The following is a 22,902-nucleotide window of genomic DNA, read 5'->3' on the forward strand; positions in this document are numbered from 1 at the left end:
TTATTTGAGTTGCTCCATGTGGGCTATTACCTTGACAAAACGCGCCTGGTAGCGGGTAATTTTAGCTGTTAGTTGGTTGCTGAATTTAGTTTGACCGGCAGTTTTGCTCAGGTCGGCAAGCTCCTTCAGGATGTCTATCCCCTTAACTATGTTATAGCCGTTAACGCCGCCGCTGTATAATTGCCCCGAATAATAGTCCAGCTGATCTGTTACGTAGTTATCCAACCCCTCAGCCATTTTTGTGCCGATGGCCTTTTGGCGCAACTGATACGCCATTTTAGCTAAGGTAAGCCGGTTGTTTGCTGCCCGCATATCCACCAATATTTCGGGCATTTCTTTATCGTATTTACGGATAACTTTGGCAGCCAGATCCGGCTGATCGCTCTTTATCAGATCTTGCGCCAGCAGGCTAAAGGCGGTAGTTGTTGCGTTGAAGAACATGGTGCGGCTTTGTTCGTCCAGATAGCGGGCGTTTTTATAATTGCCAAATCTGAATTTGTTCATCACATTATTGTACATCACACCCGGGTTAATTTTCATCGTCTGATCTGCCAGCGCTGTATCAGGTTTTAGCGGTAACAAACGGTAGGTAAACCCTTCGCGGTACAAATAATTTTGCAAGCCTGCCATATTGTTGCTGCCTATGGTAACGGTAAAACATACCGGGCGTTTCCAGTTGTTATGCGCAAGCATATCTAAAATGGCCAGATCGTCCTTCATAATAAGGTCCGAATTATAGCGCCATGTAAGGCTATCGGCTACCAGGTTTTGTTGGTTGGCAGCCAAAACATGGTTGTTTTTAACCGCGTTTTTATCTACTGTTATTTTAAGATTTTTTGTGGGGATGGCGTGGAACCGCACGCCGCTTTTAGATTTAAGCTCGCTTTTATCTGATATGATGTAATCAAAAACATCTTTCAACTCTGTATTTTGCTGTTGGCCGCTATCCTTGTAGTAAACCATATCCCGCGTGCCGGCTTTGTATTTACTGAACGGCATAGTAACAGGCAGCGGTTCCGACTGATTCATTTGCCGTTGCATTTGGCGGATATACCAATCTGTTGATAGCAGGCTGATGTTAACCACCCGTACATCCGGCCGTATGTTTTCGACCTCCTGCGCATACCATAAGGGATAGGTGTCGTTATCGCCGTAGGTAAATAAAATAGCGTTAGGAGGGCAGGAATTGAGGTAATTATAAGCCATATCGCGCGCTACGGTTTTTGTTGAACGATCATGTCCGCGCCACTCGGTAAATGCCATTAAAACCGGTACAACTACTAAACCAATGCAAATAGATACTATAACAGATCTTTCAGATCTTACCCATTTTTTTAACAGCGTTGCCAATGCTATTACCCCTAAACCAACCCAAACAGCAAACGCGTAAAACGAAGATACATAGGAGTAATCCCTTTCGCGTGGTTGTATGGCAGGTTGGTTAACATACAGCATAATGGCCATACCGGTGAAGAACCATAACAGCAATATCACAACAGCATCGCGTTTGCGGTGTTTAAAATGATACCACATGCCTAAAAAACCAATCAGCAGTGGCAGGGCATATAGCGGCATATAATTAGTGCCTTGTGTAACCGATTTTGGTAACTGTTTAAATCCGTCAAAAATGCCGGTGGTCCAGTCGCCGTTAACATAGCCATTAAAGCCGCCCATGTGCTGCTGCCCGTCTATCTCGTTAACGCGACCGGAAAAATTCCATAAAAAGTAGCGCACATACATCTGGTAGGTTTGCCAGCTTAAAAAGAAACCAATGTTGTCAATAAAATTAGGTGCCCTGTCCTCGGGGATTTGCTGCCATTGACGGTAAAAGCCTTGATCGCCGGCATCGCGACTGAAAATGCGGGGGAAAAAGGTATTATGATCATAAACATAGGCCGGCCTTTTACCCGATTCCTCGTAGCGCTTTTCGCCTTTTATGTACATTTTGCCCTTATCTTTCCGCTCAATTATATTGGCATCAAAATAAGGCCCGTAGAATAATGGCATTTGTCCGTACTGATCGCGGTTAAGGTAGCTGTTCAGCGTAAAAGCGTTATCCGGGTTTGAGTTGTTCAAATTAGTACCTGCAGTAGCGCGAATGGGGATATAAGCGAACGAGCCGTAACCAAAATAGATGAACGCCACGCAAAGTAGTGCAAGGTTGAGTGTAGGCTTTTTTGTTTTGATGCTGTAGACTATGGCGGCAACAAGCACCAATATCAGCAATATAAAAAATAAAATGGCCCCGGTGTTAAAACCAAAACCAAGCGAGTTTACAAAATACAGATCAACATAAGCGGCAGCTTTTATAGTGTATTGCCTTATGCCAAATTGCACCAACGCTAAAATAATAACACTGGTAAAAAAGGCGATGATGGCTTTTGGTAAATTCATTACCTTATTGCGCCTGTTAAAATAAACCAGGGTAACAGCTGGGATAGTAAGCAAATTGAGCAGGTGGATGCCTATAGACAGGCCAATTATGTAGGCAATAAATATCAGCCATTTATCAGCGCCGGGTTCATCCGCGTGGGCATCCCACCTTAATATCGCCCAAAAAACAATGGCTGTACATAATGCCGATAGCGCGAATACAATGGTTTCAACCGCCGAGAACCAAAAAGTATCAGAAAAAGCAAAGCATAGGGCACCCACTAAACCGCTGCCCATTATTAACAGGGTTTGTTGCTGCTGTGTCCATTGTTTACTGTTGGCTAATAATTTTTTGGCCAGGGCCGTAATTGTCCAGAACAGAAACATCACAGTTGCCGCGCTGGCAATTGCTGAACCCAGATTAGTGAAATAAGCAACTTTGGTACGGTCGCCAAAAGAAAGTAAAGAGAATACCTTGCCCAACATGGCAAACAGGGGATACCCTGGCTGGTGCGATACCTGTAAACGATAAGCACACGATATAAATTCGCCGCAATCCCAAAAACTTACAGAGGGCTCTAAAGTAAGCGTGTAGGTTATGGCTGCAACGGCAAAGCACAGCCAGCCTAAAATATTATTGAGTTTGTTGTATTGGGAGAGCATTCAGGGGGCAAATATACAAATAGCGATGGGTTTCAAACCCATCGCTATTTATGAATACGGCGTTAAGACGCTCAACTATGAAGTTTATTATACTTTCTTAGGCGGCAGATCAAACGCTACCGCGTTGTGTTCAAAGTGCCCTTTGTGTGATCCATCGCAAAATGGTTTGTTGGCAGATAAGCCGCAGCGGCATATAGATACCACAGTTCTGCCCTGCAAGCCATAGGCGTTGCCCTGCATATCTACTATTTCAAAATCGCCGTCTATTTTTACTGAGCCGTTATTGTTAATGGTAAGTTTTGTTGCCATATTTTATAATTATCTGGAGGCAAAGATAATTTTATGAAAATGCCGCGCGTACAATTTGTGCTATTCAGAATGTATCTAAAGCTTAGCAGAAACTACACTTTCAAAACTCCCCTGAATCCTCTTGCTGCATAATAAGAGTCTGCCCCGTTATGATATGTGAAAACTGTATTATACCTGCGATCACAAAAAATAGCGCCACCCAATTTCCTGATATCTGCCGGGGTTTTTATCCAGCTTGATGTTTTTAGGTCAAAGTTGCCTAATGTTTGCAGTTCGCGGTATTGCTCTTCTGTTAGTATTTCCACACCCATTTCAGTGGCCATATCCATAGCGGTATTTTCAGGTTTATGCTCTTTCCTGGCTTCCCATGCGGTGCGGTCGTAACAAATGCTGCGGCGTCCTTTGGGGCTTTCGGCAGCGCAATCAAAGAAAATATATTCGCCGGTTTTATCATCAAACCCAACTACATCGGGTTCGCCGCCGGTAAATTCCATTTCATTTAGCGTCCACAGATTTTCGGGAGCCGCTTCCAGTTTGCGCTGTACATCCGGCCAATTTATACCCGCATGGCGCTGTGTATGATGCTCGAAACGTGCTTTAAGTATGCCTAGCAATTCCGTGTTTTGTTGTGGCGATAATATGTTTTTGCTCATGATTATTTTATTAGTTAGGTATAAGCCGTCTGTCTGCCGGTCTGAAATACCACGATACAATGGTTAATACAATTAAAAGTATGGGCCCAAAAAGCGACACGGTCTTATCTCCAGTTGCCAGGTGCGAATACACAGCGCCTGACATGGCGAAGAAGAAACCCGCGTAGGCCCATTCCTTCACTAAACCAAATTTAGGCATTAGCACCGCTATCACACCCAAAATTTTCCAAATACCCAATAGCGTTAATAAATAAAGTGGGTAACCCAGCCGCGTCACCATAGCGGCCTCATCTTTCACTTTAAGCAATTGCACTACAGCGGTTGACAGCATGCCCAGCGCCAGCCAAAGTGTGGCTATCCAATAAATGATCTTGTTTCTCTTTGTCATGATGGGTTTATTTTAATTTAGCTGCTATTTCCTGCAAACGGTTATGCGCCATATTAAGCCCCTGCTTAAACGGCATTTGCAACACCTGGTCGCGGTGCTCAACAGAGCGGTATATGGTATGTATGGTTAGCTTGCTGGTATGGTCCGTCAGTTTTTCAAATTCCAGAAACTCCAGCTGCACATCAAAGGGCATATTCTCAAACTCAAAGGTGCGGGTTATCTTTTCGTCAACTATAAATTCGTGTATAGCGCCATTAAAACGATATTTATTTCCTTTGGGGTCGGTAGTTTCAAATTGAAAGCCGCCGTGCTTTTTGTTTTCCAGGTGAAGCACTTCTGTACCCATCCATTGCTCAATAATTTCAGGCTCGGTATAGGCCATAAAAAGCAGCGCTACCGGTAGCTCAAATTCGCGGGTAATGGTGAGGTCGTTTCTACCATCCAGGGCATCAATTTTTGTTTTCAGTTCCATAAGGTTTATTGTTTTTTCTGCGGATAATTTTTCATAATGGCTTCCAGTTTATTAAATCTGTCATCCCACATCTGGCGGAACGGCTCAATAAATTCGGCTACTTCTTTCATTTTTTTCGCGTTGATGTGGTAATGAACTTCGCGGCCGGTTTGCGTTTGTGCCAGCAATTCGCATTCGGTAAGGATCTGCAAATGTTTAGATACCGTTGGGCGGGCGGTATCAAAATTGGCTGCTATAGCCCCCGCCGTCATGGTTTGCGATGCCAGCAGCAGTAGTATGGCCCTGCGGGTGGGGTCGGCAATGGCCTGGAATACATCTCGTCTTAAATTCATTATGTAGTTATATGGCTACAAATATATATGTAGTTATTTAACTACGCAAATTTTTTGAAAGAAATTTGATGAAAGGCTAAATACCCGCCGCGTCCTTATTATACTTACTCCTGTAAACCAGCGGAGATACGCCGGTAAATTTTCTAAATACTTCGCGAAAGGCTTTCAGATCAGAGTAGCCCACCTCGTACATAATTTCATTGATCGACTTTCGGGTAGTTTCGAATGCCCGCTTAGCCGATTCAACTTTAACGCGTTGCATATACTCAATAGGGGTGTTGCCGGTAGCCTTTATAAACCTGCGGTCGAAATTTCTGCGGCCGACTGAAAACTTCGACGATAAGGTTTCAATAGATATTTTCTCGGTTAGCTGACTTTCTATATACGCCTGCGCTTCTTTTACCATTTCGTCGTTGTGCTGTTTCTGCCCCCTGAAAATAATGAACGGCGACTGGCTTTGCCTGTCCATTTCTATCTGAAAAACTTTAGAACAAAAAATGGCGGTCTTGCGGTCATAATACTTCTCAACCAGGTAAAGTGCCAAATTTAAAAATGAATAGGCTCCACCATTGGTGTAGATGCCATTTTCGTCGGTAATTAACTCATCGGGCTGCAGGTTTACATCGGGGTATAAGGTCCTGAATAGATTAGCATAATTCCAATGCGTAGAACAGCTCCGGCCATCCAATAAACCGGTTGAAGCCAGCATAAAAGCGCCGCTGCACATAGTAGCAATTTCGGCCCCGTTTTTATATTGATTCACAATCCAGTCTATAATCTCGGTGTTGCCCTTGCCTCCCTTTTCAAAGTTGGCATTTAAGGATGGTATAATTACCAGGTTAGTTCGCTTAATATCCGCAACCGGGGTATGGATGTTCACAGAAAATAGCCCGCCTGCTAAAGCCGTATTGCTGGCCACTCCTGCAATTTCAATTTTATATAGCTCTTTATTACCGCTCTCTTTAAAATACTCGCCAGCGCGCGAGAAAATTTCATAAGCGCCTGCAATGCAGGCCACTGTTCCCAGGTTGGTTTGGCAATTGGGCGCAACTATGGTTATGTGCTTCATAACAGCAAAGGTAAATTGTTTAAATGTCCAAATCAACCCATCATATTGTCCATTTTACCCTATGCCGGGTGGCAATTTTACATCTATGTTTGTGGTGTAAAACAAATAACCATATGAAAATTAAAAATTTAATCTTCGCGCTTTTTATAATGGCTGCCAGCCAGCTGGCACAAGCGCAGGTAAAAGTAACTGACATTGTAAAGGAATGGGAACGATCCAAAGCTTATACTAAAGAGTATTTAGATGCGATGCCCGAAAGTGGTTACACTTTAAAACCAACACCTGAAATGAGATCATTTGCAGAACAAATGTTACACCTTGCAGATGCTAACTATGGTTTGGCTTGTTCAGCATTGGCTATTAAAAGTCCATTTGCCCAGGGTCAGTTTGAAAAAACAGCGGCTAAATCTAAAGCCAATGTAAGCAGTGTAGTATTGGCAAGCTATGATTTTGTGATAGCGCAGATCAAAAAAAATACGGAAGCTCAGCTGGACGAAAATGTTAAAATGGTAGGAAGTTTTGATATGTCTAAAAGAACAGGTTTGGCCAAGTCGCTTGAACATCAGGCACATCACAGGGGGCAAACTACAGTTTACCTGCGATTGGCTGGCGTAACCCCACCTGCAGAAAAATTATTTTAACATCGGCAGTAAGCTAAATAATGTCATACCTAATACTAACAAACATGCAAACTACAGATTTTACAACTACAATAACCGTTGAGCAAACACCTGCCGAGGTTTTTGACACAGTTAATACACCGCAAAACTGGTGGTCGGGAGATTTTGAAGGCGATACCAAAAATTTAAATGGTGAATTTACCTATCGCTACCAGGATATGCATTACTCAAAGCAATGGATAACCGAACTGACACCGGGTAGAAAGGTGGTGTGGCTGGTAACGGATAGTCAGCTTAACTTTATTGAAGATAAAGAGGAATGGATCGGTACAAAGATGATTTTTGAGATCAGCCAAGAAGGCGGTAAAACCAAATTGCAATTTACGCACCAGGGCATCAACCCCGAAGTTGAATGTTACGATGCCTGTTCCAATGCATGGGGGCAGCTCATTCAGCAAAGTTTATTCAACTATATTACTACAGGTAAAGTAGAAAAACCGGTTTTGTAAGTCACCTTTTGTTATGGATCAGTACCAAACATTTTATAACCTTCATCACCAATCACAGCCCCTCGTAGTCGGCAATGCATGGAATGCCAAAAGCGCTCAGATAATTGAAAAAGCAGGATTTGACGCGGTTGCTACATCAAGCGGTGCCATTGCCGACTCGTTGGGTTACAAGGATGGAGAACAAATTCCGTTTGATGAGATGTTATACGTGGTGAAGCGGATAAAATCAGTATTAAATATTCCCTTATCTATGGATATGGAAAGGGGGTATACTAATGATCAGCAGCATCTAATAGCCAACATTCAATCTGTTATTGATATTGGCGTTGTTGGCATCAACCTGGAAGACCCGCAGGGTGAAGAGATCTATTTAGAGAAATTATATACCATTAGCAATTACCTTAAAAGCTCCAACCAGCAATTATTTATTAATGCCCGCACAGACGTTTTTTTGCAAAAGCTACCCAACCCTTTTGAAACAGTAATTGCAAGGGCAAAATTGTATAAAGCTGCCGGAGCCAACGGGCTGTTTGTAACCGGAGTGAACGATACGGGACTTATAAAAGAAATAGTCGCGGCTGTTGATCTTCCGGTAAATGTGGTGGGTGTATCTGCAATTGCAGATGTGCAGCTATTAGTTGATTGCGGTGTAAAGCGCATAAGTATGGCGGGTTTATTGTATACAGCGAGCTACAAAAAGATAAGTGACTTGGTAACGAGTATTAAGTCTGAAAACTCATTAGCTAAACTTTATTAGCTAATGAGTTGCAAGCCACTTACTAATCAGCATATACCACAAATGTGATCCCGTTTGGATTTGAACCAAAGTCCTTCCCGAAAAAATATCAGGACGCTCTATCCGGCTGAGCTACGGGATCAAAAAAACAGAACGTTGCCGGGCAGCTAAGCCGCCGGCAACTGTTCTGCTATCATGGTTATTTTAGGGTTAACTACAAAATATAGAACATAACATTATTTTGCGGAGACGCGCCCGGTTCGGGCACCTTTGCATATTCGTCTTTAAGTAACTGGCGCAGATCGTTTTCAATTTTTTTGCTTATGGCAGTCATTGGCGTATCTGTTGGTTTATTCTCAAAGGGATCCTGCAGGTGGATGGCCATTTTTTCGATCAAAAAGAACGATGCTGACATGGCTACCACCAATGGTATCTGGAATATGCCGAAATGCTCTATTAGGCTAAATGGCATCATCAAAGCAAATAATATAACCAGCATATGTATGTACAAGCTATAAGTAACCGGGAAAACGGTATTCTTTATCCGCTCGCAGGCACCCATAGCGTTTGAAAAACGGCACAGCGTTTCATCCATAGCAATCTGCTGATACTCGTTTACCCAACCCAGGCGCAGTAATAAACGCAGGTCGTTACCGTGCTGCTCCAGCAGGGCCATCGGGGTATTGTCCAGCCTTGAAACGGCTCTTTTTTCTTCTTCAGAAACAAGGTTATTCAAGGTATCACGCGCGTTTTGCCCGCGCAGGTGTTTGCTTAGGCTATAAACCCAGCCTATTTGCCGTTTAATTATTCGCTCGCGTAAGGCAGACCTGTCCTCGTTATCATATGAATTATCAACGAAGGTAAGTACCTGCCGCGCGAATGAGCGCGAATCGTTTACAATAGCGCCCCACAATGAGCGGGCCTCCCACCAGCGGTCATACGCCTGGTTTGATCTGAAAGCAAGCAACAATGATATGATGGTTCCCAATATTGCCGGTATGGCAATGGGTATAGATACGCCCGGAAAATTGTAAACGGTATGAGCTATGTAAACTAACGACGAGTAAACCGCCAGCAGTGCCAATTCCATTTTTATTTTGCCCACAACGTAGCTTACCGGTATATTTTTCTTTAGTAGCATAAAGTTTTAAATTTGGTTAAACATATTGTTCGGCAAGCATGGGTGCTTGTTCTGTTTCGCTTACAACTTCCAGCTTTAATACAACCGGATTTCTCTGCAATTCTCTGCTATTTATTTTTACAATTTTCTTTCCGCAGCGGTCTATCATTTCAACCGGATTTATGCTGGCCTGGTTAAGCATTTTGTACCTGTACCCGGTGAGCTCTAAAACGGCATCGATGTCATGCAAGTCAATAAAATTTTTGAATGCCGACGTGGTATTTCCGTAAAAAAATTCCAGACGGATATTGTTAAGCTGACTCGGGTTTTCGTTTTTAAGACCTATACAGCCGTTATAAAACTCGTCTGAAATGTGTTTGTATTCTGCCGAGCGGCGCGTTAGCATTAGCAATTCCCTTACGCAATCGGTAACACTCATCATGTGTACCATAACTACGTCAACCTTTTCAGGGTAGAACTTTGATAGTAGCTGAGGGATGTATTGTAGTGATTCGGTTCGGTAATCGGTTGGAATAAGTACTGTTTTCATGGTTCTTTAATGTTAAGTGAGCACTAATTGTTATGATACAATAGTACCCCGCACTTATTAAGAACCTCTAAGAGCCGTATTAGAATTTAATTAGAGTTGGCGCGGTAAAGCGGCAGAAACACCTGGATCTCTGTACCTGAATTAACTTCAGACCGTATGCCAATGGTGCCATTATGTAAGCGGATAATATTTAATGTTAAAGGCAAACCCACCCCGTGGCCGCTATAATCGTGCGTGTTTGATGCCCTGAAGAATGGCTCAAAAATGTGCTGCACTTCTGTGGCGGGTATGCCTATGCCGTGGTCGGTAACAGAAAATACGATGCTGTTATTCTGAGTAAAAAGTTTAACGTCTACAATATCGTTATGCGAGTATTTGCAACCGTTGCTGATGATATTTGTTGCAGCCAGGTTAAGCAGATTTACGTTGCCTGATACGTAAAGGCCTTCAGCATCTGCAGGCAAGCCCGAAAAATCTACCTGGATATTGCTTTTCGGGATGATTTTTTTTACAGATTCAACCGCCTCTAAAACCAGTTCATCCATGCGTATGGGCTGCCAGTTTTGTTTTTTACCATCAAAGCCGGTTTGCGCTAATGATAACAGGCTGTTTAACATCTGTATCAGCTTGTTAGACTCGTCATAAATAACTTTTAAAGCCTGGTGGTGCTTTTCGTCAGTTTTGCTATCGTTAAGTGCAAGTTCAAGCTCGCCGTTAATTACTGTCAGCGGAGTGCGCAGTTCGTGCGAAGCGTTGCTTACAAAATTGTTCTGCGTTTCAAAAGCCGTTTCAAGCCGGTTAAGCATGTTATTAAACGTGTGCGATAGTTCGGCTATCTCATCCTTTCCGCGGGGTTCATCCAGCCGCAGGTGCAGGTTGTCAGACGTTATGCTGTTAACCTTTTGAATTATCTTTCGAACAGGTGCTATAGTATATTTAGAAAAGGCCCTTCCCACAAAAAATACAATAATAAGCGCGCCTGCAAAGCCCATCAATAATATTCTTTGCAGCTCTTCTATTTCGCGCAATCCGTAGGCGTTAAGCGCGGTAGCTATTACAATGTAATTATCCTTATTTATGGTAAATACTTTCCCGGCAAAAAATTTATTGTCCTTACGGTAGGTGGTGCTTTTTAGGGTGATAATGTCCTGAAAAAACTCATCGGGCACGCCCGGATTTTTATACTTGCCGTTTTTATTGGCCTTAACAATGTATTCCTTTTCGCCGTCAAGCTGCTCCAGGTAGCGGTTTCGTACCTCCTGGTAAGCGTTCTTGTCGCCGCCGGGCAGCAAATTTATCTCGGCGGTAAGGTTGGTTCGGGCCTCAAGTCGTTTAAAAAAATCCCGGTAGTTAAACTGATACTCAAAGTAGAGGATAAAAACATTCAGCAGCAGCAAAATGGCTGTGGATAAGCCCAGAAATAGCAGGGTTATTTTGCTGGTTATCTTCAATTATTCCGCCTCCTTTAGCATGTAACCCATACCAAAAACAGTATGTATATAACGCGTCAGATTGGTTTTGTCCAGCTTTTTACGCAGGTAGTTTATATATACATCAACTACGTTAGTGCCCAGGTTAAAATTGATATCCCAAACACTTTCTAATATCTGTATGCGCGACAGTACCTTTTTTGGATTTTTCATAAAGTACTCTATCAGCCGGTACTCTGTAGGCGAAAGGTTAAGCTGCTTACCGGCGCGACACAATACTTTGGCATCTGTATCCAATTCAAGGTCCTCCCAGGTAAAGGTATTAGCGTCCTGTTTAGGCTCGTTGCTGCTGCGCCTTAGCAGTGTTTTTAAACGGGCCGCCAGTTCTGCCATTTTAAATGGTTTTGCCAGGTAGTCGTCGGCTCCGCTTTCCAAGCCCATCACAATGTTCTCGGTAGAATTAAGCGCGGTAAGCATTAAAATTGGCGTGCGCGTGTCAATAGCGCGAATGCGCTTGCACAATTGTATACCATCCATATTGGGCAGCATAACATCCAGTATTATCAGATCAAAGGGATAACCCGTAGCCATTTGCAGGCCGGTAAGCCCGTCGGTAGCCACGCTTATATTATTAAACCCGTATTCAGCAAGCCCGCGCTTAACAACTGATACTACATTAGGTTCATCCTCTACCAATAATACTGACATGCTGATATTTGAAACTTATCTGAGTTGAATTTTTGAAAAAAGCTGTAAAAAAGCTAAAAAATTAACACTGATTTTTAACAAAGTAAATACAAAACTACTAAAATAAGCGGTTTCAGAGCTAATAAGTGTTGATTGGTAGTCGCTAATTCGTAATAAATTCACCAAACGGTTATTCTGCTATTACAAAAGCCCTCAGTTCAGCCATTTTTCCATCACTAAAACGCCATACATCACAATAACTGTAATTGACCATTATTCCTTGCTCGTTTTTAAGGCTGATTTTACCCAAAACGCTTACAAAATCGTCGTCGGCAATTACTCGTGAAATATTAAACTTAGGCGGTTCTGTATAGGTTTTAGCCATATATTGCCTTACTGCATCTTTACCCTGTAGGGTTTGCTCCCCCACAAACTCCCATTTGGTATCATCTGTACAAAATAACAGAAACCCTTCGTTATCACCTGCTGCTACGGCTCTGTTTGCTTTTTCAAGTATTGCTTTGTTGTCTGTATTCATGGTATTTCCATATTATCAGGTGTAAACTTATCAGGCAAATATCCTGCCGTTAGTTTAAATCTATTTTTTGTCACCAATCAAATTCCAACTTTTATTGTTTAATTTTCGTTATCAAACCAACCGAAAAATGTCAGCACTAAAGGGCTTTTTTTTAAGTAAAAAAGGCGTTATCATCACATCCGTATCTCTTGTTTTAATTGCAGCTTTTGCCTATGCAATAAGTCGTTTTAAAGGCGAAAAACAGGTAGACCGGTCATTCAGTAAGTATATAGAATCTTACACGGCGGGCATTATCTCGCGCGAGAGTAGTGTCCGTATCCGCCTTGTTTCGCGGGTAGAGGGCAGCCACGCGCAGAACGAAGCTTTGCCTGATGGTATTTTTAGCTTTTCGCCTTCCATAAAAGGTAAGGCCTATTGGGTTGACGCGCTTACCATTGAGTTTAAACCGGAGAAACCGCTTGATGCGGATAAAAAATACAATGCCACCTTTAAGTTAGGCAAGGTTACTAATGTGGATGATGAGCACAAGGAGTTTGAGTTTTGCTTTAAAACCATAGCGCCTGACTACACAGTTACCTTTAACGGATTGCAGACATCGCCGCGTACCTCGCTAGATAAAATGAAACTGGAGGGCGTGGTACAAACGGCTGACGCGGAGAAAAACGAAGCGATTGAAAAACTCATAGCAGTTGATTACCCTTCGGATGTGCAGATAAGCTGGCAGCACAATAGTTATAGCCGTACCCATAACTTTACCATTGATAAGGTAGTACGTGCCGCTAACAAAACCACCCCGCTTACGGTAAAATGGGACGGAGACCCGCTTAACGTTGATAAAAAAGGTGCGCAGCAATTTGAGGTACCTGCCGTAGGCGATTTCCGTGTGCTGGATATCAAGGCAGTGCAAGATCAGGAGCAGTATGTGCTGGTGCAATTCTCAGACGCTATTATGGTAGGGCAGGAGCTTAATGGCCTGATAGGCATTGGCAACACAACCGAGCCATCATACACCATTGAGGGCAGTATGGTTAAAGTTTACGCTGTCGAGAGTTTAGAGGGTAATTACAGCGTTTTTGTAAATCCGGGTATCCAGAATATATCGCGCCAAAAAATAACAAAAACATATAGCGCCAATGTCTTTTTTGAAAACAAGTTGCCTGCTGTTACCATCCCCGGCAAGGGCGTTATTTTGCCAAGCGCGGGTAAGCTGATGATGCCTTTTGAGGCTGTTAATTTGAATGCTGTTGATGTAAGTATCATCAAGATCTATGAGGATAATATCCCGCAATATTTCCAGACGAATGATATTGACGGCGGTAGCGAACTCCGTAGGGTCGGTCGGCCTGTGGTTGAAAAAACCATCAGGCTTGATGCCGATAAAGGCGTAAACCTGAGCAAAAAGAACCGGTTTATGCTGGATCTGGATAAGCTGATCCGTACAGAACCGGGCGCTATTTATAGGGTGGTTATAGGTTTCCGTAAAGAGTATTCGCTTTACAACTGTAATGCAGGTGGACCGGTAAAAAAAGAGGGTGACGATGATGACTACGGATACGATGGCGAAGATGGTTACGGCGGTGGATCAGTCAGTGACGATGACGATGATTTTTGGAGCAGGTATGATAATTACTACCCCGAAGACTACAGCTGGGCCGATAAGGATAACCCCTGCACAAAACCCTATTTTACCAAGCGCAGATGGGCCACCCGCAACGTAATAGCATCAAATATTGGTTTGATAGCCAAGCGCGGTACAGATAACAGCATGGTGGTTATTGCTACCGATATTTTAACAGCACAACCGCTATCGGGTATTGAGCTTAATTTGCAGGATTACCAAAAACAGGTAATAACCAAAGCAACAACAGATGGTTATGGTATGGCCAGGTTTGATATTAAACGCAAGCCCTATCTGCTGGTTGCCAAGCGTGGCGAAGAGCGGGGTTATTTAAAGATTGACGATAACAACGCCCTGCCGCTTACCCGTTTTGATATTGGTGGCGATGAGGTACAGAAAGGTTTAAAAGGCTTTATCTATGCCGAACGCGGCGTTTGGCGGCCCGGCGACAGCATATTTGTATCATTTATTTTAGAGGATAAAGGCAAAAAGCTGCCGCCCGAAATGCCGGTTGAATTTAACTTTTACAACCCAATGGGGCAATTGTACAGCCGTATTACCCGCACCAAATCTGTTGACGGTTTTTACAGCTTCCATACGGCTACGCAAACTACTGATGTTACCGGCAACTGGACCGCTAAGATAAAAGTGGGCGGGGCCACCTTCACCAAAAACATAAAGGTGGAAACCATTATGCCTAACCGCCTAAAGATCAGCCTGGATTTTAACGGACAAACGGAACTGACCAAAGGCGAGAATACAAGCGGTAGTCTGAACGCCAAATGGTTGTTTGGCGGCATAGCGCAAAACCTGAAAGCCACAGTTGATGCTTACTTGTCATCGCAAAAAACAAGCTTTAAAAACTTTGAGGGTTATGACTTTGATGACCCCACCGAAACTTTTAACGCGGAGGTGAAAAACGTTTTTGAAGGCAGCCTTGATGCCACAGGCAATGCCAATATTAACGCCAGTATTGAGACGGAGGGCGCGGCCCCCGGACAACTGCGCGCCAATTTTATGACGAAGGTTTTTGAACCCGGTGGTAACTTCAGCATTAGTCAGGTGAGTTTGCCTTATAATGTTTACAGCGGCTATGTAGGTATAAAGGCACCGCAGGGTAACGCCTTGTCGGGTATGCTTGTAACGGGTCAGGATCATGTTTTTGATGTGGTGGATGTGGACACTAAAGGTAACTTACTACCCGGCACCCGTACCGTGCAGGTTGAACTGTATAAAGTGAGGTGGCATTGGTGGTGGGATAACACGGGTAACCAGGGCAGCAACTTTACGCAAGACAAGTACAATAAACTGGTAACAACCCAAACCATAACCTTGGTTAACGGGCGCGGTAAGTGGAAAATGCGTATTAAACAAGCTGATTGGGGCCGCTATGTTGTAAAGATAAAAGACGACCAAACCGGGCATACCACCGGCAAGGAACTTTATGTAGACTGGCCAAACTGGGCGCAGCGCTTACAGCAGGACAACCCAAGCGAAGCGGCCATGCTATCCTTCACATCTGACAGAAAAAGCTATAAAGTTGGAGATGATGCAACATTAACTATACCAACACCCGCAAATGGCAGGGCATTGATAAGTTTTGAGAATGGCACCAAAGTGTTAAAAACAGATTGGATAGATACCAAAAAGGGACAAACCCAATACAAATTTGAGGTGGACGATACGATGGCACCAAACGTTTTTGTAAACGTTACGCTGCTACAGCCCCATTCGCAAACGGTGAACGATTTGCCGATACGCATGTATGGTGCTATCCCCTTGCTGGTAGAAAATCCGCAGACCATATTGAAGCCGGTCATTAATATGCCGGATAAGATCCGCCCCGAAACGCGGTCGGCGGTTACAGTATCAGAAGCATCCGGTAAAGAAATGACGTATACACTGGCTATTGTTGATGAAGGCCTGTTGGATATCACTAACTTTAAAACACCCGACCCGCACGCCGCGTTCTATGCACGCGAGGCTTTGGGCGTTAAAAGCTGGGATCTGTTTGATTACGTGATAGGTGCCTACGGCGGCGAACTGGAACGCATCCTCAGCATCGGCGGCGATGCAGGCGGCCGTAATCTGAATAAAAACATCAGCGTAAACCGCTTTAAACCTGTTGTTAAATTTATGGGGCCGTTCCACCTAAATGCAGGCGAAAAGAAAACAACGGCTTTTACCCTGCCGCAATACATTGGCTCGGTTAAGGTAATGGTTATTGCAGGCCACAATGGCAGCTATGGCGCCGCCGAAAAGGATGTGGCCGTTAAAAAGCCGTTAATGGTGCTGGCTACATTGCCGCGGGTATTGGGTCCGACTGAGAAGATACTATTACCTGTTACGGTTTTTGCAACTGAGAATAGCATAAAAACAGTGAGTGTGGACATACAATCAAACGCGTTTAGCAACCTGTCGGGTAATAATCACCAAATATTAACATTTACCAAACCCGGCGACCAGATGGTAACCTTTGCACTGGATGTTAAAAATTTCATCGGCATTGGTAAGGTAAAGATAGTTGCCAAAAGTGGTGGCGAAACCGCGGCTTATGATGTGGAACTTTCAGTCAGAAACCCTAATCCCGGTATTACCCGCGTGCTGGAAAAAGAACTGGCACCAGGCGAAACCTGGAGCACTCCTTACGCTGCTGTGGGTATGAATGGCACTAATAAAACCACGCTAGAGGCATCTAACATCCCGCCGCTTAATTTGGCTAAGCGATTAACTTATTTGATAGATTATCCGCATGGCTGTGTTGAGCAAACAACGTCGGCGGTGTTCCCGCAGTTGTACCTGGCGCAGCTCACTGATCTTTCATCATCACAGAAAGCATTTTCCGACAGAAATATTAAGGCCGGCATACAAAAACTAAGTGGGTTCCAGCTGCCGGGTGGTGGCTTAAGCTATTGGCCAGATGCCGGTGATGCCGATGAATGGGGAACCAACTACGCCGGGCATTTTATGTTAGCAGCGCAGGCTGCGGGTTACGCTTTGCCGGTTGGATTTATAGAACACTGGAAAACGTATCAGCGGCAAAAAGCGCTTACCTGGGCACCGGATAGCAGGAGTTTTTACGGTGCTGATTTGACGCAAGCGTACCGCCTGTATCTGCTGGCTATGGCACGTTCACCCGAGTTAGGAGCCATGAACAGGCTGAAAGAGTTCCCGTACCTTAGTGTTGAGGCAAAATGGCGTTTAGCCGCTGCATATAAACGGGCCGGGCAACCGGAGATAGGTTTACGCATGGTGGCGGGCCTGCCATTAATTATCAAACCTTATAACAGCATGTGGGGTACGTATGGGTCTGACCTGCGCGATGAGGCCATGATTTTGGAGACCTTGACGCTGTTAGGCAAGAAGAAAGAAGCAGCAAGCCAGTTGCGTACAGTTGCTGCGCACTTGTCGCAGGATAGTTGGTACAGTACCCAAACTACAGCTTATAGTTTAATGGCGATAGCGCAGTATTGCGGCAAAAATGCTTCGGGCGGTAAATTGGCCTTTAACTATCAGGCATCTACATCGCGGGGCAGCGTAAATTCTAATTCGTACCTGTGGCAAATGCCGGTTAATAATCATGCAGGCAATGTTACCATAAAAAATAATGGTGGTGCCAGGCTTTATGCACGATTGATACAATATGGACAGCCGGTGACAGGGGAGGCGGTAGCCCCGGTAAATAACCCTGATGTACTCACCATGCGCATAAATTACTTCAATTTAAAAGGACAGGCAGTTGATGTTTCCAGCTTAAAACAAGGGACCGATTTTGTGGCACAGGTAATTGTGAAAAACCCGGGCAGGAGAGGCCGTTATGATAACATGGCGCTTACCCAGATCTTCCCTTCGGGATGGGAGATATTGAACACCCGCCTGATGGAAAATGATGATGTATACAAGTCGTCGCCATCTGATTATCGCGACATCCGCGATGACAGGGTGAATACCTATTTTAGTTTAGCAGAAGGTAAAGAAGCAACTTATTACGTTATGCTGAATGCATCCTACGCCGGCAGGTATTATTTACCGGCTACGTATTGCGCGGCCATGTATAACAATAATATCAACGCTCTCGCCAAGGGGCAATGGGTTGAGGTGGTGAAGTAAATAATGTAAAAAAAAATGTCATTTCGATAGAGCGGCGGTTGACCGTGGGTTGGGGCGAAAGAGAAATCTTTTCGAAGCGATGCGTAACTGTTGTCGCTTCAAAAGGATTTCTCCTCGTACCTCGTCGAAATGACAAACTGTTTGATTAATAGTGAAGTCAATCTTAAAAAAACCAAAACGTGTAGCTTATATCGTAATCGGGTTTATACTGCTTTTGCTATTCTGGTTCTGTATACCAAAAAAGCTTTTTAACACGCCAACCTCATTTGTAATAGACGATAGCAAAGGCCAACTGCTCGGCGCTGCCATAGCATCAGATGGGCAGTGGCGGTTCCCTTACAATGACAGTGTGCCTGATAAATTTAAAGCCTGTATTATGGCTTTTGAGGATAAACGTTTTGAGCATCATCCTGGGTTTGACCCATTGGCATTTGGGCGCGCCATCAGGCAAAATATCAGCGCCGGGCATGTAGTAAGTGGGGGTAGTACTTTAACCATGCAGGTTATCCGCCTGTCTACCCGGCAAAACCGCACCTTCTGGCAAAAATCTTTAGAAATAATAAAAGCCTTAAGGTTGGAGTTAACCTACTCAAAAGCCGAGATCCTGGCGCTTTACAGCAGCAACGCTCCCTTTGGCAGCAACGTGGTCGGCCTGGATGCAGCATCGTGGCGGTACTTTGGTCGCGGCCCGGCTCAATTATCCTGGGGAGAGATGGCTGCGCTGGCGGTGCTGCCTAATTCGCCATCGCTGGTGCACCCCGGTAAAAACCGGCTCATCCTGTTAAGAAAAAGAAATAAGCTGATAGATAAACTCGCGCAGCAAAAAACAATTGACGCCACTACTGCTATGCTGGCTAAATTGGAACCTGTTCCTGAAAAGCCCGTGCCGCTGCCCCGCCTGGCTCCGCATTTGCTGCAACGCTTCAGAAACGATAATATAGCCAACGGGCAAAACGGCGGTAGGGTTAAAACCTCCATCAACGGCGTGCTGCAGCAAAACGTTACTGATATTATTGAACGCCATCATCAGCTGTTAAAAGGCAACAACATCCGCAACGTGGCAGCTATAGTGCTTGATGTGGAAACAGGCCAAACCCTGGCTTATGTGGGTAACGTAAACCACCCTGAAAACCCGGATATGGAAAGCGATGTGGATGTTATTGCCGCGCCCCGCAGTCCCGGCAGTACTTTAAAGCCGATACTTTATGCCGCTATGCTGCACGATGGTTTGATACTCCCTAATAGCTTAATACCTGATATTCCGACACAGATAGCCGGTTACCATCCGCAAAATTTTGATCTGGGTTATGATGGTGCGGTTCCTGCATCAAAGGCGCTGTCGCGCTCATTGAATATCCCCGCGGTTAAAATGCTGGTGCAGTACAAATATGAGCGACTGCATAGTTTATTACGCAAAATGGGCATGACTACGCTTACCCAACCTGCAGATCATTATGGCTTGTCGTTGATATTAGGTGGATCAGAAAATAACCTTTGGGAACTTACAGGAGCCTATGCTGATATGGCGCGTGTGTTAAACCATTTTCAAAGCTATAAAGGGCAATATAACGCAGGCGATTATCATTTACCCGTTTATACCACTACGCCGCAAACGAAAAGGCAGCTGGAAAAAGGCGGCCTGCTGGATGCGGTATCAATTTACTACACCTTTCAGGCGATGGAGGAAGTAATGCGCCCCGGCGACGAGTTATTATGGCAGCAGTTTAGCTCAACCCAACGCATAGCCTGGAAAACCGGTACAAGCTTTGGCTTTAGGGATGGCTGGGCCATTGGGGTTACGCCACGCTATCTGGTGGGCGTTTGGGTAGGCAACACCAATGGCGAGGGCAGACCCGGACTTATTGGCGTAAATACTGCGGCACCTGTTTTGTTTGAGATATTCCGCCAGTTACCCGTTGCAAGGCAATGGTTTAATGTGCCTTCGGGCGAAATGGCGCGCATTGCCGTTTGCCGCGAGAGCGGTTACAGGGCAGGCGAGTATTGCCAGCCTGTTGATACCTTGTGGTTACCCAAAAGTGGTTTAAAAGCGCCGGTATGCTCGTTCCACCAACTGGTGCATCTGGATGCTACGCGCAAGTGGCAGGTTAACTCGGTTTGCGAGGCACCGGGCAATATGGTTCATCAACCCTGGTTTGTGCTGCCGCCATCAATGGAATATTATTATAAAAGCAAAAGTTATAATTACCGCGCGCTGCCGCCATTCAGGTCTGATTGTGGTGCCACTGCGCAGCGTACAATGGAGATGATCTATCCCAAAGATGGCGCTAAGGTTTATGTGCCGTTAGAAGCCGATGGCAGCCGTGGGCGGGTGATCTGTAATGCAGCGCACCGGCAGCCGGGTATTAAAATATTTTGGAACATTGACGATCAGTACGTGGGCCAAACTGCAGGCTACCATCAAATGGCACTTAACCCCGCGCCCGGCAAACACATTTTAACTTTGGTAGATGCTGATGGCAGCCGCCTGCAAACGCGCTTTGAGATATTAGAAAAAGGAAAGTGAGGGCGTATTTTATTAACCTGTATCTTAGTAACCATCAAACAAATACCTTAAAAAAGAAAAATAATACATGAATTTAAAGATCATTACATCTACTACCAGGCCCGGGGCTAAAGGTATAGCAATTGCCGAGTGGGTTTATTCGCTTGCTACAGGTAAATTGGGGACATAAATAAAAAATCAATGAAAAAGATATACATAATAATTTTGTGCACATTATTATCTTCCTGTTTGTTTGAGTCTCCAAGCGATCTCAACGTAACCATCATTAACAATTCAAAAAATAAAGTTTATGTGGGTCAAGCGTTTTACAGTTGTGACTCTTGTGGAATCATGAAGGACGTAAGGTTGTATTGTAGCCATGGAAATGATACCACATTTTTTCCGCAATTATTAAATGCAGGCGAAACTACGATAATGCGAACAAAAATGCACGACATTCAGAAGATGAATGTTATAAATGCAGATTCACTGGAAGAATATTGTAAAAAGGGATTGGATTATAATATCATGAATAAACCTTGGGTGAAAATATTAACTGAAAGGGTTGACTTGCAAAAGAAAACCTGTACAATCACAATTCAGTAAATCGTCACTGTATAATCAAAATACTCTTAGCCCCTCGCGGTGTTGAACGGGTTTTGCCGTTTTTGAGTCTTAGACCAACAACATGCGCGCGGGGAAACCGACGGATTTTAAAATTCCTCCTTTCTGGTGCGAGGTAAACAGTGGCTGGCAAATGGGTTATCTGTGAGCGTAAAAAATCCAAATTGGCCAACCAACAATTGAGAATAGTTATTGCCTGATTAGTCTGCCCATTTTATTTACACTTGGCATTACATAAGTATTACCCAATAAAAAATGTACAGATTAAGATTCTATTTATCCTAGTTGCCTTTTAAAAGGTAGTAGCTGAAATTGAAATATCCGGTCGAAAAATTGGTATATTCGATCAAGCCTTATTTAAAAGGCAGTAACTAACAAATTTATTTATTAACTCTGCACTTAGCTGTAAGACAGTCCTTTAAAACAAAAAAAGCCTCTCTGAACTAACAGAAAGGCTTACATTATAAGTGATCCCATCAGGATTCGAACCTGAGACCGACAGATTAGAAATCTGTTGCTCTATCCAGCTGAGCTATGGGACCATCGCCACCGGTACCCCGGGGCGGTGCAAATATGCAAAAAAGTGTTTATATAGGCAATCGGCATTTTTAAAATGATGCAAATGATACCTGTTTTTTAATATTGGTTCTAAAATTGCCATCAGAAAACTATATTTTTAGCACAGGTATAAATTCAGGATATGATAATAATTGCAGACGGCGGCTCAACCAAAACCAACTGGTGTTTAATTAATGATGAGGGCAGCAAAATAAATTTCAATACAGAGGGCTATAACCCCTACTTTGCAAGTATTGACTATATAATTAACTCGCTTAAACATAACTTACCCGCCGACCTTCCCCTTGACAACATATCCGAAGTAAATTATTACGGTGCAGGCTGCTCTACCGAAGAAAAGCGTAACCACGTTAAAACTGCCATGAGCGCGGTTTTTACCAAATCGCAGGTTAATATAGACCACGACCTTATGGCTGCTGCACGGGCTTTGTTAGGCAGGCAGGCAGGTTTTGCAGCCATATTAGGCACCGGCACCAACTCTTGTTTATATGATGGGGAGAAAATAACATTGAACATAGACTCTGGCGCTTATATTTTAGGCGATGAGGGGAGTGGCTGCGATATTGGTAAAAAGCTGTTGATTGACTACCTGCGCGGCTATATGCCCGAAGCCGTAAAGCAGAATTTTTGGGACACCTACAAACTTACCCGGGACGATGTTAACGAGCAGGTTTATACCAAACCTTTGGCTAATCGTTTTTGCGCTGGCTTTAGCAAGTTTGTTTATGATAACATGAACGTTAACCTGGGCTACTCGCACGGTTTAGTAAAAACATCGTTTCAGGATTTTTTCAGGAACCTGGTAACGCATTATCCCAATTATAATCAGCATACGTTTAACTGTATAGGTTCTGTAGCCTATAACTTCCGCAATATTTTAGAAGAAGTGGCGGCAGAAAACGATATGAAGATTGGCAGTATCATCCGTTCACCTATAGATAATCTGGTGAAGTTTCATTTGGAGAAATAGTTTTTGTTTAGAGTCAAGAATCAAGAGTCAAGAATCAAGATGAATGTCC

19 protein-coding genes and 2 tRNA genes are annotated in these 22,902 nt (G+C 44.0%); 7 read left to right on the forward strand and 14 right to left on the reverse strand.

Annotation, left to right across the window (positions count from 1 at the left end):
* The 7 genes from ACFQZS_RS06910 to ACFQZS_RS06940 all read right to left on the reverse strand — a co-directional run bounded on the left by ACFQZS_RS06910 (position 1) and on the right by ACFQZS_RS06940 (position 6,259).
* The gene (locus ACFQZS_RS06910; protein ID WP_377098598.1) at positions 1 to 3,036 is read right to left on the reverse strand and encodes a glycosyltransferase family 117 protein; all 3,036 of its coding nucleotides are present in this window, start codon (positions 3,034 to 3,036) and stop codon (positions 1 to 3) included.
* An 87-nt stretch (positions 3,037 to 3,123) separates the two neighbouring features.
* Positions 3,124 to 3,345, reverse strand: coding sequence for a CDGSH iron-sulfur domain-containing protein (locus tag ACFQZS_RS06915; RefSeq protein ID WP_377098600.1), 222 nt, complete (start codon positions 3,343 to 3,345; stop codon positions 3,124 to 3,126).
* A gap of 92 nt (positions 3,346 to 3,437) precedes the next feature.
* The gene (locus ACFQZS_RS06920) at positions 3,438 to 3,998 is read right to left on the reverse strand and encodes a DUF4256 domain-containing protein (protein ID WP_377098602.1); all 561 of its coding nucleotides are present in this window, start codon (positions 3,996 to 3,998) and stop codon (positions 3,438 to 3,440) included.
* Positions 3,999 to 4,008: 10 nt separating this feature from the next.
* The gene (locus ACFQZS_RS06925; protein ID WP_377098604.1) at positions 4,009 to 4,386 is read right to left on the reverse strand and encodes a DoxX family protein; all 378 of its coding nucleotides are present in this window, start codon (positions 4,384 to 4,386) and stop codon (positions 4,009 to 4,011) included.
* A 7-nt stretch (positions 4,387 to 4,393) separates the two neighbouring features.
* Entirely contained in the window at positions 4,394 to 4,858 is a 465-nt protein-coding gene (locus ACFQZS_RS06930; protein ID WP_377098606.1) for an SRPBCC domain-containing protein, read from the reverse strand.
* 5 nt (positions 4,859 to 4,863) lie between these two features.
* The gene (locus tag ACFQZS_RS06935) at positions 4,864 to 5,190 is read right to left on the reverse strand and encodes an ArsR/SmtB family transcription factor (RefSeq protein ID WP_377098608.1); all 327 of its coding nucleotides are present in this window, start codon (positions 5,188 to 5,190) and stop codon (positions 4,864 to 4,866) included.
* A 76-nt stretch (positions 5,191 to 5,266) separates the two neighbouring features.
* Positions 5,267 to 6,259 carry a GlxA family transcriptional regulator gene (locus ACFQZS_RS06940; RefSeq protein WP_377098610.1) on the reverse strand — a complete coding sequence of 331 codons (993 nt, stop codon included), beginning with the start codon at positions 6,257 to 6,259 and terminating at the stop codon, positions 5,267 to 5,269.
* A gap of 113 nt (positions 6,260 to 6,372) precedes the next feature.
* Between ACFQZS_RS06940 and ACFQZS_RS06945 the strand changes: the two genes are divergently transcribed.
* The 3 genes from ACFQZS_RS06945 to ACFQZS_RS06955 are packed head-to-tail and all read left to right on the forward strand — an operon-like array spanning position 6,373 to position 8,145.
* Entirely contained in the window at positions 6,373 to 6,900 is a 528-nt protein-coding gene (locus ACFQZS_RS06945) for a DinB family protein (RefSeq protein ID WP_377098612.1), read from the forward strand.
* 44 nt (positions 6,901 to 6,944) lie between these two features.
* Complete coding sequence (locus tag ACFQZS_RS06950; RefSeq protein ID WP_377098614.1) at positions 6,945 to 7,388, forward strand: SRPBCC family protein; 444 nt, start codon at positions 6,945 to 6,947, stop codon at positions 7,386 to 7,388.
* Between the two features lie 13 nt (positions 7,389 to 7,401).
* A complete protein-coding gene (locus ACFQZS_RS06955) occupies positions 7,402 to 8,145 on the forward strand; it encodes an isocitrate lyase/PEP mutase family protein (RefSeq protein WP_377098616.1) in 744 nt (247 codons plus the stop codon).
* Positions 8,146 to 8,190: 45 nt separating this feature from the next.
* On the opposite strand, the gene ACFQZS_RS06960 is transcribed toward ACFQZS_RS06955, so the two are convergent.
* The 6 genes from ACFQZS_RS06960 to ACFQZS_RS06985 all read right to left on the reverse strand — a co-directional run bounded on the left by ACFQZS_RS06960 (position 8,191) and on the right by ACFQZS_RS06985 (position 12,449).
* Positions 8,191 to 8,266 (reverse strand) — tRNA-Lys (locus tag ACFQZS_RS06960).
* A 72-nt stretch (positions 8,267 to 8,338) separates the two neighbouring features.
* Positions 8,339 to 9,265, reverse strand: coding sequence for a bestrophin family protein (locus ACFQZS_RS06965; protein WP_377098618.1), 927 nt, complete (start codon positions 9,263 to 9,265; stop codon positions 8,339 to 8,341).
* 16 nt (positions 9,266 to 9,281) lie between these two features.
* A complete protein-coding gene (locus ACFQZS_RS06970; RefSeq protein WP_377098620.1) occupies positions 9,282 to 9,794 on the reverse strand; it encodes a hypothetical protein in 513 nt (170 codons plus the stop codon).
* Between the two features lie 86 nt (positions 9,795 to 9,880).
* Positions 9,881 to 11,245, reverse strand: a complete 1,365-nt coding sequence (locus ACFQZS_RS06975) for a sensor histidine kinase (protein WP_377098622.1) — start codon at positions 11,243 to 11,245, stop codon at positions 9,881 to 9,883.
* Positions 11,246 to 11,932 carry a response regulator transcription factor gene (locus ACFQZS_RS06980; RefSeq protein WP_377098624.1) on the reverse strand — a complete coding sequence of 229 codons (687 nt, stop codon included), beginning with the start codon at positions 11,930 to 11,932 and terminating at the stop codon, positions 11,246 to 11,248.
* Positions 11,933 to 12,101: 169 nt separating this feature from the next.
* Entirely contained in the window at positions 12,102 to 12,449 is a 348-nt protein-coding gene (locus ACFQZS_RS06985) for a nuclear transport factor 2 family protein (protein ID WP_377098626.1), read from the reverse strand.
* Positions 12,450 to 12,576: 127 nt separating this feature from the next.
* Between ACFQZS_RS06985 and ACFQZS_RS06990 the strand changes: the two genes are divergently transcribed.
* The 3 genes from ACFQZS_RS06990 (at position 12,577) to ACFQZS_RS07000 (ending at position 21,286) form a co-directional block, all read left to right on the forward strand.
* Positions 12,577 to 18,177, forward strand: a complete 5,601-nt coding sequence (locus ACFQZS_RS06990) for an alpha-2-macroglobulin family protein (protein WP_377098627.1) — start codon at positions 12,577 to 12,579, stop codon at positions 18,175 to 18,177.
* A 151-nt stretch (positions 18,178 to 18,328) separates the two neighbouring features.
* On the forward strand, positions 18,329 to 20,701 hold the full coding sequence (pbpC, locus tag ACFQZS_RS06995) for a penicillin-binding protein 1C (RefSeq protein WP_377098629.1): 2,373 nt from the start codon (positions 18,329 to 18,331) through the stop codon (positions 20,699 to 20,701).
* 180 nt (positions 20,702 to 20,881) lie between these two features.
* Entirely contained in the window at positions 20,882 to 21,286 is a 405-nt protein-coding gene (locus ACFQZS_RS07000) for a hypothetical protein (RefSeq protein ID WP_377098631.1), read from the forward strand.
* A 486-nt stretch (positions 21,287 to 21,772) separates the two neighbouring features.
* Here the strand turns inward: ACFQZS_RS07000 and ACFQZS_RS07005 are convergent.
* A tRNA-Arg gene (locus tag ACFQZS_RS07005) sits at positions 21,773 to 21,846 on the reverse strand.
* A 158-nt stretch (positions 21,847 to 22,004) separates the two neighbouring features.
* Between ACFQZS_RS07005 and ACFQZS_RS07010 the strand changes: the two genes are divergently transcribed.
* Positions 22,005 to 22,853 (forward strand): N-acetylglucosamine kinase, encoded by an 849-nt coding sequence (locus ACFQZS_RS07010; protein WP_377098633.1) that lies wholly within the window; start codon positions 22,005 to 22,007, stop codon positions 22,851 to 22,853.
* Positions 22,854 to 22,902: the final 49 nt, after the last annotated feature.

This window comes from Mucilaginibacter calamicampi, from assembly GCF_042676765.1.
Classification (GTDB): Bacteria; Bacteroidota; Bacteroidia; order Sphingobacteriales; family Sphingobacteriaceae; genus Mucilaginibacter; species Mucilaginibacter calamicampi.